The organism is Ochrobactrum teleogrylli, assembly GCF_006376685.1.
Taxonomy (GTDB): Bacteria; Pseudomonadota; Alphaproteobacteria; order Rhizobiales; family Rhizobiaceae; genus Brucella; species Brucella teleogrylli.
Window position 1 is genome coordinate 156,159 of record NZ_VEWL01000011.1, and the last position, 18,815, is coordinate 174,973.

Genomic DNA, 18,815 nt, shown 5'->3' on the forward strand with positions numbered 1-18,815 from the left:
TTGAGAGCGGCACTTGTGGGATGCTTTCACAAATTTTCCATTCGGAGTTGCCCTTTCCATAAAACATGACTAAAGAACTCATATTTCTAAATGTGTCTTTGGATCAGGTATATGTCTCCGTTGAATGCCGTTTTTGAACGTTTCTTTGTACGGGAACGCTCGCGCCTGAAACGGTTTGCCATAAAACTTCTCGGCAATGCCCACGATGCCGACGACATTCTGCAAGAGACCTACATCAAGCTCTCGTCCCGCGAACTTTCAGACGGCGACAGAGGCCTGGTGGTTCGCACTCTGACGACATTGGCCATCGATCACATTCGCACTCGCAATGTTCATGACGCAGGCGGCAAGGCAGCGAGCGACGAGGTCTTCGTGGAGCACATTCAGCCTGAACGCATCGTTTCGTCAAAACATGATCTCGCCGTTCTGCTCGACGCGATCAATCATCTTCCGCGCCGCCGTGCAAAAATCTTCCTGCTCGCACGTGTAGACGGCATGGCTTATGGACAAATTGCCCAAACACTTCACGTTTCGCTCAGCACCGTCGAGAAAGAAATGGCTGCGGCCATAGCTTTTTGCCATAAGTGGCAGCAGTCACATGGCTGATTGCGATTCATCTGTTCTAACTTTAAATAGCAAAACTATGTTGGAATCTGGTAACCACGAAAAGTCGAAAGACGCAGCGATTGATGACGCCGCGACGTGGTTTGTCCGTATGAGCAGCCATCCAGTACCGGACGATACAAAGCGCTCGTTTCAATTGTGGCTTCAAGAAAGCCCTGCCAACCGGGACGCTTATGACAGCATTTGCAAACTTTGGGGCGAGTTGAAAGCACCGGCTCAAATTGTAGCTCGATCAAGCCGTCGCGGCTTGGGTTGGGTTGAACGCTTTTTCTCTCAACAGACCTTGAAATGGGCGCTCTCTGCATCTGTAGTGGCACTGATCATTGGCGCAGGCGCAATCTGGCGCGATGAAGGTTTGATCGCCCGGGGATTTGCCGACTATGCCGCATCGCCCGGAACCCAGAACGAAGTTGTGCTCTCGGATGGGACCAGAGTCTATATGGACGGCGACAGCGCCATCGACACGACGTTTTTGACAGGTGAGCGCCACATTAGATTGATCCGCGGTCGCGCGTGGTTTGATGTCGCTCGTGATGAAGATCGACCGTTCTATGTCGAAACACAGTACGCAACAGTTGGCGTTCTTGGGACAGTCTTTACCGTCGACATTGGAAATAAGGACTCAACAAAGGTCAGCGTCGAGAGCGGCACGGTATCTGTTCGCTCCGCAACTGGCGAACAAATCAAGCTTGGAGCGGGCAATGGTACGGCGGTTTCGTCCCGTGGTTTTCAAAAGCTCGAAAATGCCGACATAGACACAATGAATGCCTGGCGGCGCGGGCTTATCATTATGAACCAGACCCCTCTTCGAACCGTTTTGTCAGAAGTTTCACGCTATACAACAGGCCGAATTGTCGTCTCGGACGAAAACATCAATGATCTTCAGCTTTCTGGCGTCTTCCGCACGGATGATGCCGATGCAATATTCACGGCACTCCAGTCAATACTTGACCTGAAAGTCAGAAGAATTCCAGGTCTGCTGACGATTATCTACCGCTGAGATGTTTCCAATAGAAATTGCTGATTATTTTTACGGGTTTTGCCGATCTCGTCCGTTCTTTGCATGAAGGGCTTCATGCTCATGCAATTGGATAGGGACGGTTCATGGAAAAGACACTCAGAACAGCGCTTGCGATAGGAAGCATTTCACTGATCGCGTTCGTGGTTGCGAGAGCGCCGGGCGTCATGGCGCAGGAGATGGATTTGAAAAGCCATTCGTCTGCGTTCGATTTCAATATTCCGTCGAAACCTCTTCTGGCCGCGCTGGCTGATTTTGCCGAAGCGACAGGCATCCAGATTGTGAGACAGGATGGCAACCCGATCCAGGGATCATCCCTTGCCGTTAGCGGTCGCCAGTCTGCCGAAACGGCCCTAACGCAAATACTGTCGAACTCGAAATTACGCCATCGTTTCATTGATGCGCGCACGGTGAGCATCTTTGATCGTCAAGGCACCATAGCGTCCACGGATGGGACGACCTTTCTCGAAACAATAGTGGTCGGCAATGCTAGAATGACAGATGCGGCATCGGTTTATTCAGCACCGCGCTCCAGTGTTTATGTCTCTGGTGAGGAACTCGACCGCTATGGCGCTATTTCTGCTGCGGACACTCTCAAAGGGTTACCAGGCATTCAGGTCGCTGATAGCAGGAATGGCGGCGGCGTGGACGTCAATATTCGCGGAATGCAGGGACAAAGCCGCGTGGCAGTGACAGTGGATGGATCACAGCAGGCTTTGAATGTTTACCGCGGTTATGCAGGCACGCAGCAGCGCAGCTATTTCGACCCGGATCTCGTCAGTGACATGGTTATAACCAAGGGACCGGCACTCGCGCCCGGCGCAGCTGGCGCAATTGGCGGCACTGTCGCGATCACAACCTTGCGTCCCGAAGACATTCTCAGCCCGGGCAAGAATATCGGCATCCGATTAAAGGGCGAATTGTGGGACAACGGCATTAAGCCGCCGCATCGCAACACACAGATAAAGAGCAGCAAGGAGTTGTTCGCGCACCCCCACGAAGGCAAAGAAAATCTGTTTGACTCGGATGCCAGGTCAGGAAGCGCTGCTTTTGCCTTCCAGCAGGACAATTTTGATTTCATCGCAGCCTATGCCCGTCGTAATCAGGGTAACTACGTCGCCGGTCGTCACGGCCACGATAAATACCGCATATTCAGCAATTCCGGTTACGAGCAGAATTCGGCGGCGACCTCCTATGCGCCGGGCGAAGAAGTTCTCAATACATCCGCCAAGACAGAATCCATTCTTTTGAAGGCGACAATCCGGCCAACAGACGAACAAGAACTGGAACTTAGCTACCGTCGCTTCGATGGTCGTTTCGGCGAAATCATGCCATCCGATATTTTCCGGTCCGGAACAGCTGGCATTTATCAGTACCCGCAAGGTGAGATGTTGATCAATTCGGCGTCCGCACGGTACGCCTTTGATCCTGAAGACAATGACTGGATAAATCTCAAGGCCAATCTGTGGTGGACCGATGCCCAAAGCAGCCAGATAAATGGCGTCACAGGTCCCAAGTCACAGTATTTCGCAAGCGACCGCAGCTGGGTCAGAATGTCCAATCGCCGCATTGGCGGGGATATTTCCAACAAAACGGATTTTACATCACGGTTTGGCGATTTCAATCTCACGCTTGGTGGTTCGTTCCAACATGAAGAGATTCAGCCACAGGATGGCGTTGTTATTACCGAGCACGATCTTAACACCAACCGGTTTCTGCGTAATGGTTCCAGAACAGAAATGAGCCTTTCAGGTCAACTACAATATCGACCGGTGGATACGCTCGAATTCTGGGGCGGCGGTCGCTACAGTATGTTTCGCTCGAAAGACCGCAACGCTATGTCGAAAGCGCGATGGGAAGACGCTTTTGGGCGCTGGATATATGCATCCAACTCAAAAGAATCTGGCTATATGTTCTGGCGACCGGATGCCAATGGCCTGTTTAGCGATGCGACAGACCCTCGCCTGAACAATGGACTGCTCTTTGGTGACAGCAACAATCCATTCGATGGAGTACCATTCAACGAATTTGGCGCTACCTACACCCATGCTTTTGACCCCCGTTGGTCCGAGACGGTTGTTGGCTTTGACCGGGGCCCAAGCCTATCAACCAAGGATAGCGGTTTCACGCCTGCTTTTGGTATAAATTACGAGATCGCGCCTGACACCTTCCTTTATGCCAGTTATGCCGAAGGCATACGCATGCCTTCGCTTTTCGAAACCACTTTGGGAACGCTTCAGGTGGAACCCACAGGCGGGCTCAAGCCGGAACGCTCGCGCAACTGGGAGATCGGGGCCAGCACCACGCTCGACAATCTGCTAACGGCTGGCGACACAGCATCGTTCAAACTCGCTTACTTCAACACCAATGTTAAAGATTACATCACCCGCTACTATGACCCGAATACGAACGGCGTGATGACCTTCTCCAATGCAGAAAGCTACAAGACCAGCGGCCTTGAGTTTCAGTCGAGATTCGACAATGGCAAACTATTTGCCGATCTGTCGGCAACCTATTATTTCAAGACAGAGACATGCGACCCCACATTCGCGTCCTATTTGCGTGAAACCGCAGGGATTTATCAGCATACCGAGAATACACCCGACTGCACGCCGGGCAGTTTCATGGGCTCCTATACCAATACGCAGAACCCACCCAAATATGCTGTAAACCTGACATTGGGCAGCCGCTTCTTTGAGGAGAAGCTGATCCTGGGAGGGCGAATGACTTATACATCTGGTCCGACAGAGGAAATAACCGAACCTTGGCAAACCGGAGCGACAACGCCGCAACTTGTCTATCAGCCGGTCGCAATTTTCGATGCCTTTATGAGCTACAAGCTGAGAGACGATGCTATTTTAAACGCATCGGTGCAGAACATCACGGACCGCTATTATCTGGATGCGCTGGCACAAAGCTTCATGCCAGCACCAGGCCGCACCTATCGCGCGGGACTGACAGTCAAGTTTTGAACTCGTGAAGCATCAGATATCGCCCACGCCATCTGACTATTATCAGTTGGTGGCGGGGACGCCAGTCAGGACACTCACTTGTGGAAAGGCATTTACGAATGGATTGTTCGACGCAGGCAGAAGCCGCGCAAAATCCGTGAGAATTTGCGCGTAATCGTCCGTGTGAAATTCGTAAGGCAGTTCCAGTCGAAACTCGGAAACTTGCGGCAGTACAGGATCGGTTGCGAGCGCTTCCAGAATTTGGTCAGTCGTGCCCACAATATCGGGCAGAAACAAAGTGCGGCGCGGACCATGGGCGAAACCTGTTCGCTTATCGCGCTCGGCGGCAAATTCCGCATAGCGACGACGCGCATCGGGACTTGCACTGTCGGTGGGCAGAATCACGCGACCAAGTGCAACACGCGGCACACGTTCATGCCTCCATTCCTGACGGAAGCGTTCAATGAGTGTTTTCTGTGCTGTCAGAAAATCGTCCGTATTCTCACCGCTGACAATGTTTCCCGTCAAAAGGTTGAAACCGGTCTGGCCCGCCCATCGTGCGGAATTTTGCGAGCCGCCGCCATACCACAGGCGGTCGGTCAGCCCTTCGGCAAAAGGTCTCAAACGCGGGATTTGCGCCCCCGCGGCATTGCCCGCTTCGGTTTCGCCGGAAAGCGGTTCAGAGCGCAACGCCTGGGCCAGTTTTTCTGCGCGCGTATGGCTGTAATCAGCAGTTGGAACAGCATCAACGAAATCAGCGATCAGATGCGCAAAAGGCGGCGCGCCCACCGAAACACCAACATTCAGCCTGCCATGGGACAGCAAGTCCACAGTTGCCAGATCTTCGGCCAGCCGAAATGGATTTTCATAGCCGAGCTGAATGACCGCCGTGCCAAGCCCGATGCGTTTCGTCCGCTGCGAAGCAGCAGCCAGAAATGTGGCTGCGGATGAAATGCCACGCTCCAGATGGCGCTGGCGCACCCATGCGCTATCATATCCCAGTCGCTCTCCATGCTCGAAAAGCTGAAGCGTATCCTCTAAACCTTGTGCGGGGTCATTCTCCCGGTGACTACCGGGAATGAGGAAGGCAAAATGTTCTATGTGTGAAAGAGGCATGGTCAATTTCCCTTCTCGCGCAGCGGCTTCGCGATAGCTTTGAAGTCGTACAAGAATTTTCGCTTCCTGTTCCGCCTTGCGTTGAGACAGTTGAATTCAATAGGTTTCTCCGCGCAAATGGCTCGCGAGAAACCCAAGATTATCCTGTCCCCAATAGGTCTCTGTATCATAGATATAGGTTGGAAAACCAAAGACGCCCCTGGCCACGGCCTGTTCACGATCCGACTTCCACTTGGCTTGAACATCGTAATCATTCTCACGTGCGGCCAGATAATCGCCGTTGAAACCGGCCCTATCCGCAACCGCACTGCGGACTTCCGGCTTGCCAATGTCCTTTGCCTCTGACCAGAATGCATGTTGGAACACACGTGTCAGCTGCAGCCAGTTTTGACCATCAAGATGGGCCGCGATCACACTGAAGGAAGCAGGTGTGGGATCACTCAAAGCTGGACGGCCATCGATGAAAAGCGGCTTGCCACGAAATTTGGCCCAACGCTTGAGATCCTGTGTCCCATAAGCGCGACGTACTTCCGGCCGATTGCGCGAGAGGATGCCGCCATTTTCCTCAATAACGGTTGCGAGGTAAGGCTTGATTTCGACCACATGCTGCTCTGCCAGTTCCTCAAGCGTATCCAGCCCAAGATATGACCAGGGCGAACCGATGAAAAAGAAATAATCGATCGTTTTTGGCACATTATGTCCTTCGATAATGACTGTACTGGAAGTTTATTTGAACTTCGGCAATCCGGGCGGATTGGTCTCCGATTGTTTCAAAGCTTCTTCGTCCAGATGCCAGCGATCGAGAATGCGGGCATAGTCTCCGCTTGCGATCAGGCTATTGGTGGCGATCGTCAGCGCCTCGGCAAGTCCGCTGCCCTTGCGGGTCGTAATTGCCACATCCGAACGATCCGGCCAGCCCGCGCTGAGCGTGCCGACACGTTTGATATTCTTGTCACGTGAGGCAATGAATACGAGCTGTGCATGGGGTTGAACAATCACATCGGCCCGACCCGATTGCAGAGCCAGAAGGCTGGCGGCCTCATCATCATAATATTGCAGTTCCAGCGGTTTCAGTCCCGCCTTCTCATTCTCCTCGCTCCACTTGACGAGAATGCGTTCCTGATTGGTCCCGGCACCCACGATGATGCGGAGGCCTGCAGCATCCTTTGGCTCCTTGATGGAGGTAACGCCACTGTCGGCCTTTACGAAGAAGCCATGCAGTCCTTGCCGATAGGTCGAAAAGTCGAACTTTTCCTTGCGCTCTTCCGTGACACCAACATTGGATATCACAGCGTCATATTTGCCGGATGAGAGACCCAGCGGCCAATCGATCCATGCAACCGGAACGCTTTCAAGTTGAAGCCCTAGGCTTTCCGCAATCGCCGACGCATAGTCTGCATCCGCACCCACAACGGTCTTGGCATCTGTGGCATAGGCCGCCAGTGGCGGCCCGCCCGGCGCGACGGCCACAGTCAGCTTGCCCGGCGTGACGAATTTGAAATCGGCGGGAATGGCGGCGATTGCCTTAGCATCTTTCTGCACATGAATGCGGCCCGTCTGTTCGGGCGACAAATCAAAATCATCTTCTGATAGCGCTGGCAGGGTTGAAGCGCCAACCAACGCCCATGCAGCTATTAACAGAGCACCTGCTCTCATGAACCATTCTCCATTTATGTAGAATAAAGCGGGCTGGCACACGCATACCCTCATGTGCCAGCCCCGCCCCTCACGAACCGCTTTTCGGCAGGCCCTGTGGATTTGTCTTGGCTTCGGTGATGGCTTCCGGTCCGAGATTCCAGGTATCCAGAACCTTGGTATAGGCGCCGCTCGCGATCAGATCGTTGAGAACATTGGTCAACGGGCCTGCAAGCCCGCTGCCCTTACGCGTTGTAACCGCAATCTCGGCGGTGATCGGCCAGCCACCACTGACCGTGCCAACCAGCTTGGTCTTGCCATTGATGCCAGCGGAATAGGCCTGTGTCGCGTTCACGCTGAACACCGCATCTGCACGACCACTTTGAATGGCGAGGTCCTTGACCGCGTCATCGTCGTAATATTGCACCTCGATCGGTTTCAAACCCGCAGCAACATTCTGCCGATCCCATTCCAGCAGCACCTTTTCCTGATTGGTGCCGGCATCGGTGATGATCTTGAGGCCCTCAATATCCTTTGGCTGTTTCAATTCCTTGATCGCGCTGTCTGCCTTAACGTAGAAGCCAAGCTCATCCTTGCGATAGGTGGAGAAATCGAACTTTTCCTTCCGTTCTTCCGTTACGGTGACATTGGAAATCACCGCATCGAATTTGCCTGAAGCAAGCCCAAGTGGCCAATCGGCCCACGCAACAGAAACCAGTTCCAGATCGCGTCCGAGAGCGTCGGCAATGATCTGTGCCAGATCGACATCGTAGCCGATGACGGTCTTGGAATCTGACGCATAGTCATGCAGCGGCAGATGCCCGCTGGTGCTGATGCCGATAGTCAGAACACCATCTTTGACGAATTTGAAGCCCTTGACTTCCTCGATACGTTTATCGAGTTTTTCAACCCGCAAGCGGTTCGGCTGTTCTGGGCTGAGATCAAATTTACCCTCACTCCGTGCCGCATTCGTCATCAGCAGAGCCGTTGAAATCAGGCCCGCAGTGAAATATCCTGCTTTTCTGATATAAGTCATATTCCCATCTCCTTGAGTGTAAAACTCTGACCTGATTTCTCTACATTTCGCTTCAGTGGATCTTACGATCCGCTTTTCGGCAGTCCGGCTGGGTTCGTTCTGGCCTCTTCAACGGCTTCTGAACTGAGGCTCCAGCGCTCCAGTACCTGTCCATATTTGCCGTTCTTGATGAGTTCATTGAGCGAGAGCGTCAGTGCGTCAGCCAGGCCACTGCCCTTGCGCGTGGTGATTGCCACTTCGGCCGTCTGTGGCCAGCCACCGCTCACCGTCCCGACAAGCTTGGTCTTGCCGTGCTGCGCCGCGGCATAGGCTTGCACTGCATTGACGCTGAAGACCGCATCCGCACGACCGGATTCAATCGCGAGACCCTTGACTGCATCATCGTCATAATACTGCACTTCGATGGGTTTCAGTCCGGCTGCGACATTCTGCTTGTCCCACTGCAGAAGGATGTTTTCCTGATTGGTGCCGGGATCGGTAATGACCTTCAGGCCCGCAATGTCCTTGGGCTCCTTCAGCGATGTGATTGCACTGTCCGCCTTGACGTAAAATCCAAGTTCGTCCTTGCGATAAGTGGAGAAATCGAACTTTTCCTTGCGTTCCTCGGTCACGGTCACATTGGAAATCACGGCGTCGAACTTGCCGGATTCCAGTGAAAGCGGCCAATCGGCCCAGGCGATTGGCACCAACACAAGCTCGCGCCCCAATGTATCAGAAACCAGCTGAATCAGATCGGGATCGAAAGCCACCACGGTCTTTGCATCCGTAGCATAAGTGCTGATCGGGGGCACCCAAGGATTGATGCCGACGACGAACTTGCCATCCTGCACGAACTTGAAATCCTTGGGGACAGCATTGATAACGGAATCGCTTTTCTCCGTGCGCAGACGGTTTGGCTGTTCCGGGCTCAAATCGAGTTCTGCGGAAATGGCTGGCGCGCTAAACAGTGTTGCTACTGCCAGAAGGCCGCCCAATATTGCGCTTTTGTAGTTACCTGATTTCATTGAATAACTCCTGAGAATGTTCTGAATTTTGGACAAACAATCCCCGGCGATTGCCCCGTCAGGGCAATCGTGATTGTCGGGGTGTGGTGTTAAACGGACGTTCTGGCGTCAGAGGACTTTTGCTAGAAACTCCCGGGTTCGGGGATGCGTTGCCGCATTGAAAAGCTGCTCCGGCCTGCCGGTTTCGAGAATGCGGCCCTCTTCCATGAAGACCACCGTATCCGCCACTTCACGGGCAAAGCCGATCTCATGGGTTACGATGACAAGCGTGGTGCCAGAGCGTGCGAGCTCCTTGATTACATCCAGCACTTCACCCACCAGTTCGGGGTCGAGCGCAGAGGTCGGCTCGTCGAACAGGATCACTTTGGGATTAAGTGCCAGTGTGCGGGCGATGGCGACACGCTGCTGTTGACCGCCGGATAGCTGACGCGGATAGGCATTGATTTTTTCGCTGAGACCAACGCGCGCCAGCAGACGTTTTGCAATCACGGTCGCGGCATCTCGGCTCAGGCCACGGACAATCATCGGCGCTTCAATGATGTTTTCCAGCACGGTCAGATGCGGGAAGAGATTGAAGTTCTGAAACACCATGCCGACATCGACGCGTTTTTTCAGAATGTCTTTTTCCTTCAACTCATAGAGCGTGTCGCCACTCTGGCGATAACCCAGCAGTTCGTCATCAATCGAGATAAAGCCGTCATCCACACGCTCCAGATGATTGATGGATCGCAGCAATGTCGACTTGCCCGAACCCGATGGGCCGAGGATCGCTGTCACGCTCCCGGGCTTGATGTGCAGACTTACATTATCAAGAACGAGATTGTTGCCGAAGCTCTTCGATACACCGTGAATGTCCACCGCACCGCGTCGCACACCGGTAAACCCGCTGACAGCAAATTTTTCGCTTATCCTTGCATCAGGCTCGCTCGGCGCAACAGGCTCGGCCCTGGTCGAAACCGAAGTTTCTGCTGGAATGAAACGAGCGAAAAGACGTGTCAGAATAGCTGGTGGCGGATTGCGCAATGCACCGCGCGAAAAATGGCGTTCGATGTAATATTGGGCGATCGACAGGACCGTCATGATGATCAGATACCAGACGGTTGCGACCATCAGCAGGGGAATGACTTCGAGATTGCGGCGGTAGATGACTTGCACCGTGTAGAAGAGTTCCGGCAGCGCAAGCACATAGACCATCGATGTGCCTTTAGCGAGACCGATGATCTCGTTGAAGCCCGTCGGAAGGATCGTGCGCATGGCTTGCGGAAGCACGATGCGGAAGGCTTGTCTGCGCCGTGGCAGGCCGAGTGCGGCGGCAGCTTCGAGCTGCCCCTGATCGACAGACAGAATGCCGCCACGGATGATCTCGGAAGAGAATGCAGCCTGATTGAGGCTCAACCCTAAAAGGGCGGCAGCAAACGGACTGAGTATCTGAACGGTGGGATATTCGGCAAAGGTGATATCGGTATATGGAACACCTAATCTGACAGTTTCATAGAGATAGCCGAGATTGTTCAAAACAAGAAGCAGGACAATCAGTGGAATGGATCGCAGCAGCCAGATATAGGCCCAAGAAAGACCGGACAACAGCGGCGAGCGTGAAACGCGAGCCAGCGCGAGCGCGGTTCCAAGAGCAAATCCCAGCACTGTTGCAAGCGCTGTCAACCACAGTGTCCGCATCAAACCGACGAGAACAGGCTCGGAGAAGAACCATTCTGCAAAGACTGGCCAACCCCATTTCGGATTGGTCAGAACCGATTGCAGCACGGCGATAATCAGGCCTGCGGCGATGACTGTGCCAACGACGCGGGCCGGATAACGCGCCGGAACGATGCGATAATGTTTGAAATCGCCGGGACTTACGCGAGAGCCTGTCTCTCTGTCCGTACCCGCAAACTCTGTAGCGATAGCCATGATCAACACTGCTCCGAATAGCCGTTCAACTTATGACTCACTGCAGGTATTCCTGCTTTTGAAGTCACCGGACTTCAGTTTCGGAGATAAAGCGTCGAGTTTCAAAACAAATAAGTCTATTTAAACAGGCCGTGGCGGATGTTTTTTCCATAACACCCACCGCTGCGCCTTGGTATTTACTTATCCAAACACCACCTGTTTTAAAGCGGATTCGGAAGGAAGGAAATCAACTTGTCCTATATTCTCGATATTTTTCTCGAAAGGCAACGTCCCGTAAATTTCGGGATCGACCGCGACATCAAAAAGCGCCGTGTATCCGTTTCTTAAATAGAGTTCCCTAGCTTCCGGCTGCCGGAAACCAGTGGTCAGATAAACGCGGCTATAACCCTGCCGACGCGCCTGCGCTTCCAGTTCATCAAGCACCTTTTTGGCCAGCCCCTGTCGACGGAAATCACTATGTGTCCAGATGCGCTTGAACTCGGCGGTCACATCGTTATAGCGCATGAATGCGCCACCAGCGATTGTCTGGCCATCACGAAGCAGCAATAGGAAATTGCCGTGCGGAGGCCCAAAAGCTTCCGGCGGATATCTGTTCATTTCGGCGGCTGCACCCTCTTCATTGAAATAGGTGCCGTAGCGCGTGTCGTACTCAATCGTCAGCGCCTCGATCAATGGCACTGCACGAAAATCGGTCGTTGAAGTGTAGAGAAATTCATCCGCCATGATGGGCCATCCATGTTGAAGAAATCGTGCAATCTCAGATCAGCGATGCTTCGGTCAGCCGAACCCAAAACAACGCGGCTGGAAGCAGGATTTTATCGTTGAAATTGTAATCGGGGCTGTGCAGACCGGCACTTTCACCATTGCCGACGAAGAAATACGTTCCCGGCTTTTGTTCGAGCATGAAGGCAAAATCCTCACTCGCCGTGCGCGGTCGGAAATCTTCGATAACAGCGTCGTTGGGGAACGTGCGGAGCGCAACCTGTCGCGCAAATTCCGTCTCGGATTTCGCGTTGATCAGAGCAGGAAAACCCCACTGATAATTGACATCAGCAACGGCACCAAAGCTTTCTGCCTGTGAACGCGCGACAGCTTCAATCCGCCGCCGCAATTCCTCGCGCACAGTTTGCGAAAACGAGCGGATGGTAATGCCAAGATCAACATGCGCGGGAATGACATTCAACGCATCACCGCCATGAATGGAGGCCACCGTCACAACCCCCATATCGAGCGGATCGAGATTGCGCGCGACCACCGTTTGCAAGGCCAGAACAATGGATGAAGCCACCACAACCGGATCTACCGATTTGTGTGGTTCGGCCCCATGACCGCCACGGCCGTTCACGCGAATTCTTGCCCGGTCCACCGATGCCATCGCCGGGCCAGTCACAAAGCCGAACTTGCCTGCGGGCACGCCCGGCCAGTTATGCAGCCCATAGACGGCATCGCACGGAAATCGCTCAAAGAGGCCGTCCTCGATCATGCGTCGGGCGCCAGCCCCGATCTCCTCAGCTGGCTGGAAAATCAGGTGCACCGCACCGGAAAAACGACCAGACTGAGCGAGATAGCGCGCTGCTGCCAGCAGAATGGTCGTGTGTCCGTCGTGGCCACATGCGTGCATCACACCGGAGTTGCTGCTTGCGTAATCAAGGCCAGTTGCTTCGATGATTGACAGGGCGTCCATGTCTGCCCTGATACCAATGGCCTTGCTGGAGTTGCCGCGTTTCAATGTGCCAACGACACCAGAACCACCAACGCCGGTTGTAACATCATAGCCCCACTGACTGAGATAATCCGCCACCAGAGCAGAGGTTCGTGTTTCCTCGAACGCCAGCTCCGGATGAGCATGAATGTCGCGACGCAAAGCGATAAACTCGTCGATAAACGAGGCAAGACCCGCCTCGATTTCCAGTTTGCGGTTTACGTCTGGCGACCGTTGAATATTCATGCCGCACCCTTTCGGTGGCTTTCGGCATCATTGTTTTCAACGGGCTTCGCATAACGGCTCTGCGGATGCTCCAATCCAAGATTTCCGCGCAGCGTGTCGTATTTCAGACTGCCTTCATGATATCCGCGCTTTTCCAGAATTGGCAGAACATGGGCAATGAAATCATCCAGCCCTTCAGCGATCACCGGGAAGCCGAGGATGAAACCATCAGCTGCCTTTTGCTCTTTCCAGAGAATGATTTCGTCTGCGATTTTTTCCGCCGTACCAATGAAGGACGTGCGTGGTGTGGCAACATTCAGCGCCACTTCACGCAAACTGAGCCTGTTTGCAGCCGCGTCGCGCTTGATACGATCCGTTGTCGAACGGAAGCTGTTTTTGCCGACATCACCAAGATCCGGGAAAGGCGCATCAAGATCATAGGCGGTGAAATCATGATGATCGAAGAAGCGACCGAGATAGGACAGAGCTTCGTTGATGCTTACGAGATTACGGATCGCATGATATTTCTCTTCGGCCTCGGTATCGGTTCTTCCAACGATGGGACCAATGCCGGGATAAATGCCGACATCGTCCTGCGAGCGCCCATGCGCAACAGCGCTGGCTTTAATCTGCGCATAAAATGTTTGGCTGTCCTTGATGGTGCCGGCATTGGTGAAGACGGCGTCCGCGTGTTTACCCGCAAGTCCTACACCCGCTTCCGAAGCACCGGCCTGAAAGATGACGGGCTGGCCCTGAGGCGAGCGCTGGATATTGAGTGGCCCTTCAACCGAGAAGAAGCGCCCCTTATGGTCGAGCCGATGGAAACCCTCCGGCTTGTAGAACTGTCCGCTCTCACGATCGCGAACAAAGGCGTCTTCATCCCATGAATCCCAAAGACCTTTAGTCACTTCGAGATATTCATCGGCGATTTCATAGCGTAACGCGTGTTCTGGGTGTGGCTTGCCATAGTTGCGGCCCGACCCTTCAAGCGGCGATGTCACCACATTCCAGCCCGCACGCCCGCCGGAGATGAGATCAAGCGATGCAAACTGTCGCGCAATCGTAAATGGATCGCTATAGGACGTCGAAACCGTGCCTGCGAGACCAATGCGCTTCGTATTCGCTGCGAGCGCCGAAAGGACGGTCAAAGGCTCAAAGCGATTGAGAAAATGCGGAATGGAAATCTCGTTGATATAAAGCCCGTCGGCGATGAAAGCGAAGCTGATACCAGCCTCTTCGGACTTGCGCGCCGTATCGATGAAAAACTGGAGATTCACGCTTGCATCTGCCGGCCCGGATGGATGTTTCCAGGCATTCATATGTCCGCCCGCACCCTGAAGCATCACACCGAATCTGATCTGCTTGGAACCCATTTTAGATACTCCTTATCGCCAGTGGCTTTGGATCAGGCGGCAATTGCCAGACGTTCGCCTGCCAGGCCTTCGATGGCAGCTAATCTTTGCTCATGAGAAACAGCGGGGAACTCGAGCACAAACTCGGCCACCCCATATTGCTCGTGCAGTTCATCGAGCTTCTGCTTCACCTGCTTTGCCGAGCCTGCGAGCACATTTGGATGCTTTTCTTCAACCCGGTAATCAGCCTCTCCAGCCTGCCGCGCAAACTCGGCGGCGGCCTCCTGTGTGCCAACCGAAACGGATTGTCCGGAGGCGAGATGCACCTTGAAGATTTTGATTTTTGAGACCGCAGTATCAACCGCGTCTTCGCTCTCGGCAACCACTGCGCCAAGCGCCAGAACCGGCACCTTTCCGGTCACTTTGTGATAGGCGTCGAACGTTTTCTGCAGATTGGCAGTATCACCATTCAAATGACCGGCATAGACAAAATCCCAGCCGGAATGTGCGGCAAGCAACGCGCTTTCCGGGCTTGCGCCAAGCACGAATTTTTCCGCAGAAAGCTGTGGTTTAGGCGTTGCCGCCAGTCCTTCAAACGGACCGGAAGCGATCTTGCCACCGCCAAGAAATGCAGTGAGCTGCTCAAGCTTGCTGTTGAAATCGAGGCGCTTTTCGCTGCCTGTTTCCTGCTGTAACGCCTTGGTTGATAAAGGAAGTCCGCCCGGCGCCTTGCCGACACCGAGATCCACGCGCCCGCGCCCAAGGGCCGCCAGAAGGTTGAAGTTTTCGGCAACTTTATAAGGGCTGTAATGCTGAAGCATCACGCCGCCAGAACCAATTCTGATCCGCTTTGTCGATGCCAGAAGATAGGAAACAAGCACCTCCGGCGAAGGCCCGGCCAGTTCTTCCGCGTGATGATGCTCCGCAACCCAGAACCGCTTGTAGCCCGCTTGTTCGGCCGCCTGAGCATAAGATACGGTGTTCGCAAGAGCGGCTTCCGCATTGCCCGCTTGTGCTACCGGGCTCTTGTCGAGAAGGCTTAACTGATAGGGCATCGGTACATCCACTTTCGCTGAGCATCACATCGGGTGACCCCATCTCGCAAAGCGCACGTTTAGGGATCAGCCTCAGATAGTTTCTCGGCTTCGGGACGAAATCTCAAAGATCAGGCAACTTAAATCTTCTGCATTGCGACAAATTTATTCTGCGGCGCAGTTATATGTTGAAACGGCCTGCTTTGCCCGCCTCCTTCTGCTGTTGCCCAGACGCTCAACACCGCGGGGCACCGATGATGTTGAGACTTGAACACAAAATGGAAACCAGACCGGTTCGCTTATTCTCCAGGTGAGAGGCTCACGCCTCTTGTAAATCACTCTCATATGTTTTCTTGGTCTTTGGCACACAGAGGCAGGCAGGCACGATCAGCACCGCGATAAGCATCATCGCTACAAAGGTCGCGTGCAGCGCGTGCTGAAGCGCCAGCCGTAGCTCGTGCTGATCAATCAACATCTCCGCCCCATTCAGCAGGTCACGAAGTTGTTCTGACGTAATCGCTTCACCGTGGTTGGCATTCGCAAGACCGTAGGTGAGCACTGCGCCCAGAATGGCCGCGCCGAGTGTGCTTCCCAAATTACGCGAGAAAACATTCGATGCCGTAGCGCTGCCACGCTCTGACCAGCTTACGCTGTCCTGCGTCAAGATTAGTGCCCCGATGTTAAGCAGCCCCATGCCGAAACCCATGATCAGAGAACCGGCTCCAGCCATTGTTGCCGAACTTGACGGGGTGAGCATGACAAGCAGAGAGGTTCCGATTGGAATACAGATGCTTCCGACGATCATGATTGGACGCAGCCCAAAACGCGTAAACTGTCGCGATGCAATTGTTGCCCCGCAGGGCCAACCCAGCAGCAGCATAGTGAGGGCAAAGCCCGCGACCACGGGAGAACGGTCGAGAACCGTCTGCACATACATCGGCAAAAATGTCGTCAGGCCCATAATCGACATGCTGGCCAGGAAAACCGCGAGATTGGAAAAAGCTATAGGACGCTTCAGCCACAGGTCGGGCGCGACCATGGGTTCCTTCGTGCGACGCTCCTGCCAGATGAAGGCAATCAACGAAACGGCAAAGAGAATGAATGCCAGAATTCCTTCCAGTGAAACCGCGCTCTCCATCAGGGTAAGCGCAATCATCAATGACGAAATGGAGACAGCGAAAAGTGCCGCGCCGAGTACGTCGACCGAGACCGGTTTTGTCCGCTTCTCTTCATGCAGGAAGAGAAGAAAACCAGATGCCGCCAGAATACCGACGGGAACATTGATCCAGAAAACCCAGGCCCAGCTCAGATTGTGAATGATGAGACTGCCAAGCAACGGGCCGACGACGGCTGACAAAGCCCATACACTGGCAAGATACCCTTGGACCTTGCTACGCTGCGCTCCGGGAAAAAGGTCCGCCACCACAGTCATGGCCGCAGGCTGGATCGCCCCTGCGCCGATGCCCTGCAAAAGCCGGAAGACGATCATCGAATGCATCGACCAGGCGAAGCCTGCCAAGACCGAAGCGGCGAGGAACAGCGCGATACCGAAAATAAGAACGGGCTTGCGACCATAAATGTCTGCAAGCTTTCCAAACACGACGGTCGTCGCGGTCTGGGTCAACAGGAATGACGAAAAAACCCAGGAATACAGATTGAGTTGTCCCAACTGTGCTGCAATCTGCGGCATGGCGGTAGACACAATCGTTGCCTCGACAGCGATCATGGCCATGCTTGCCATGATCGCGGCGACAACAAGCCCGCGATGAGAGAGTTTTTCTGTCATGGATCGCTTTCAGACCAGAACTGGTCGTCGTTGAGAGAAGCCTCCTCGCTCCCGGCTTGCTTCTTAGACCCGCTCGACCACCATCGCAATACCCTGCCCGCCACCGATACACATTGTTGCCAACCCGTAGCGGCCACCTATACGTTCCAGTTCATAGCAAAGCTTGATGAGGATGATCGCTCCCGATGCTCCTACCGGATGGCCGAGAGCAACGGCGCCGCCATTCGGATTGACCTTATCTTCCGGAAACTCCAATTCCGCGCTGACCGCACAGGCCTGCGCCGCAAACGCTTCGTTGGATTCGATCACATCCATATCGGCGACGGTCAGACCCGCCCGCTGCAAAGCCTGTCGGCTGGCGGGAACCGGGCCCATACCCATTACCTCGGGTGCGACGCCACCGAGTCCGGTTGCGATGATGCGGCCTAATGCCTTGACGCCATGGGCTTTAGCGACACCCTCCTCCATAAGAATCAGAGCTGCCGCACCGTCGTTGAGACCCGATGCATTGCCCGCCGTTACGGCGCCGTCCTTGCTAAAAGCAGGGCGCAGCTTGGCCATATCCTCCAGAGAAACATTGCTGCGCACATGTTCATCCGTATCAAACAGTTTTTCTGTCCGACCTTGCTTGACGGCAATTGGCAGTATCTGGCCGCTAAAGCGGCCATCTGCGATTGCTGCTGCCGCTCGACGGTGCGATTCAACCGCGAAAGCATCCTGCTTTGCCCGATCGATGCCAGACCGCTCAGCGATATTCTCAGCGGTCATGCCCATGTGACCATGACCGAAGGGATCGGTCAGAGCCCCCACCATCATATCGATCGCGGTCACATCGCCCATCTTCTGACCGTTGCGTGCCTGCGTCAGTAAATGGCCAGAGCGGCTCATGCTCTCCGCACCGCCAGCAAGCACGATATCGGCTTTGCCAAGCTCAATCTGTTCGGCAGCGGAAACGACCGCCTGAAGGCCCGAACCGCACAAGCGGTTCAAAGTCAACGCAGGCGACGTGTGAGGAACCCCAGCACGAACCGCAACAACGCGCGAAATATACATATCTTCCGGTCTGGTGTGAATGACATTGCCGAAGACTGTCTGCTCAACCTGATCGGGCTCGATGCCAGCACGCGCGATCGCTTCGCGCGCCACTGCGGCTCCCAGTTCACACGGAGGAATACCTGCAAGAGAGCCACCAAAATCTCCGATTGGCGTGCGAACCCCGGAAGCAATAACCACTGAACGTTTCATGTTGGTCTTCCTTAAACCTTGTCAGCCATTTCAGGCAGAGCCTGGAACAAATCAGCCACCAGCCCATAATCGGCAACCTGGAAGATCGGCGCTTCTTCGTCCTTGTTGATGGCGACGATGACGCGGCTGTCCTTCATGCCAGCCAGATGCTGGATCGCGCCGGAGATGCCGACAGC

General features: G+C 54.2%; 15 protein-coding genes and 1 pseudogene. 3 read left to right on the forward strand and 13 right to left on the reverse strand.

The genetic code is table 11. The features are described from left to right. Positions 1-120: 120 nt before the first annotated feature. From FIC94_RS16960 to FIC94_RS16970, 3 genes are all read left to right on the forward strand, one after another. A complete protein-coding gene (locus FIC94_RS16960; RefSeq protein ID WP_180918027.1) occupies positions 121-606 on the forward strand; it encodes an RNA polymerase sigma factor in 486 nt (161 codons plus the stop codon). After that, the gene (locus FIC94_RS16965) at positions 599-1,624 is read left to right on the forward strand and encodes a FecR family protein (RefSeq protein ID WP_140025647.1); all 1,026 of its coding nucleotides are present in this window, start codon (positions 599-601) and stop codon (positions 1,622-1,624) included. Before FIC94_RS16960 ends, FIC94_RS16965 begins: the two co-directional genes overlap by 8 nt. A 104-nt stretch (positions 1,625-1,728) precedes the next feature. Beyond that, positions 1,729-4,614, forward strand: a complete 2,886-nt coding sequence (locus FIC94_RS16970) for a TonB-dependent receptor (RefSeq protein ID WP_210237301.1) — start codon at positions 1,729-1,731, stop codon at positions 4,612-4,614. A gap of 42 nt (positions 4,615-4,656) precedes the next feature. Here FIC94_RS16970 and FIC94_RS16975 read toward each other — a convergent pair whose 3' ends face one another. From FIC94_RS16975 to FIC94_RS17035, 13 genes and pseudogenes are all read right to left on the reverse strand, one after another. Continuing rightward, the gene (locus FIC94_RS16975; RefSeq protein ID WP_140025648.1) at positions 4,657-5,709 is read right to left on the reverse strand and encodes an LLM class flavin-dependent oxidoreductase; all 1,053 of its coding nucleotides are present in this window, start codon (positions 5,707-5,709) and stop codon (positions 4,657-4,659) included. A 96-nt stretch (positions 5,710-5,805) separates the two neighbouring features. Then, positions 5,806-6,402, reverse strand: coding sequence for a 2-hydroxychromene-2-carboxylate isomerase (locus FIC94_RS16980; protein ID WP_140025649.1), 597 nt, complete (start codon positions 6,400-6,402; stop codon positions 5,806-5,808). A 33-nt stretch (positions 6,403-6,435) separates the two neighbouring features. Further along, positions 6,436-7,365, reverse strand: a complete 930-nt coding sequence (locus FIC94_RS16985) for an ABC transporter substrate-binding protein (protein ID WP_140025650.1) — start codon at positions 7,363-7,365, stop codon at positions 6,436-6,438. Between the two features lie 70 nt (positions 7,366-7,435). Continuing rightward, complete coding sequence (locus FIC94_RS16990; protein ID WP_371830929.1) at positions 7,436-8,320, reverse strand: ABC transporter substrate-binding protein; 885 nt, start codon at positions 8,318-8,320, stop codon at positions 7,436-7,438. A gap of 122 nt (positions 8,321-8,442) precedes the next feature. Continuing rightward, positions 8,443-9,384, reverse strand: a complete 942-nt coding sequence (locus FIC94_RS16995) for an ABC transporter substrate-binding protein (protein ID WP_140025652.1) — start codon at positions 9,382-9,384, stop codon at positions 8,443-8,445. A gap of 108 nt (positions 9,385-9,492) precedes the next feature. Further along, complete coding sequence (locus FIC94_RS22835; protein ID WP_140025653.1) at positions 9,493-11,295, reverse strand: amino acid ABC transporter permease/ATP-binding protein; 1,803 nt, start codon at positions 11,293-11,295, stop codon at positions 9,493-9,495. 180 nt (positions 11,296-11,475) lie between these two features. Continuing rightward, the gene (locus FIC94_RS17005) at positions 11,476-12,018 is read right to left on the reverse strand and encodes a GNAT family N-acetyltransferase (protein WP_140025654.1); all 543 of its coding nucleotides are present in this window, start codon (positions 12,016-12,018) and stop codon (positions 11,476-11,478) included. Between the two features lie 34 nt (positions 12,019-12,052). After that, positions 12,053-13,243, reverse strand: a complete 1,191-nt coding sequence (locus FIC94_RS17010) for a M20 aminoacylase family protein (protein ID WP_140025655.1) — start codon at positions 13,241-13,243, stop codon at positions 12,053-12,055. Next, complete coding sequence (locus FIC94_RS17015; RefSeq protein ID WP_121537535.1) at positions 13,240-14,595, reverse strand: LLM class flavin-dependent oxidoreductase; 1,356 nt, start codon at positions 14,593-14,595, stop codon at positions 13,240-13,242. Before FIC94_RS17015 ends, FIC94_RS17010 begins: the two co-directional genes overlap by 4 nt. Positions 14,596-14,627: 32 nt before the next feature. Continuing rightward, the gene (locus tag FIC94_RS17020) at positions 14,628-15,629 is read right to left on the reverse strand and encodes an MsnO8 family LLM class oxidoreductase (RefSeq protein ID WP_140025656.1); all 1,002 of its coding nucleotides are present in this window, start codon (positions 15,627-15,629) and stop codon (positions 14,628-14,630) included. Between the two features lie 298 nt (positions 15,630-15,927). Next, positions 15,928-17,394, reverse strand: coding sequence for an MDR family MFS transporter (locus tag FIC94_RS17025; protein ID WP_140025657.1), 1,467 nt, complete (start codon positions 17,392-17,394; stop codon positions 15,928-15,930). 63 nt (positions 17,395-17,457) lie between these two features. Then, complete coding sequence (bktB, locus tag FIC94_RS17030) at positions 17,458-18,639, reverse strand: beta-ketothiolase BktB (RefSeq protein ID WP_140025658.1); 1,182 nt, start codon at positions 18,637-18,639, stop codon at positions 17,458-17,460. A gap of 11 nt (positions 18,640-18,650) precedes the next feature. Then, a pseudogene (locus FIC94_RS17035) lies at positions 18,651-18,815 on the reverse strand (FAD-binding protein); the annotation flags it as partial.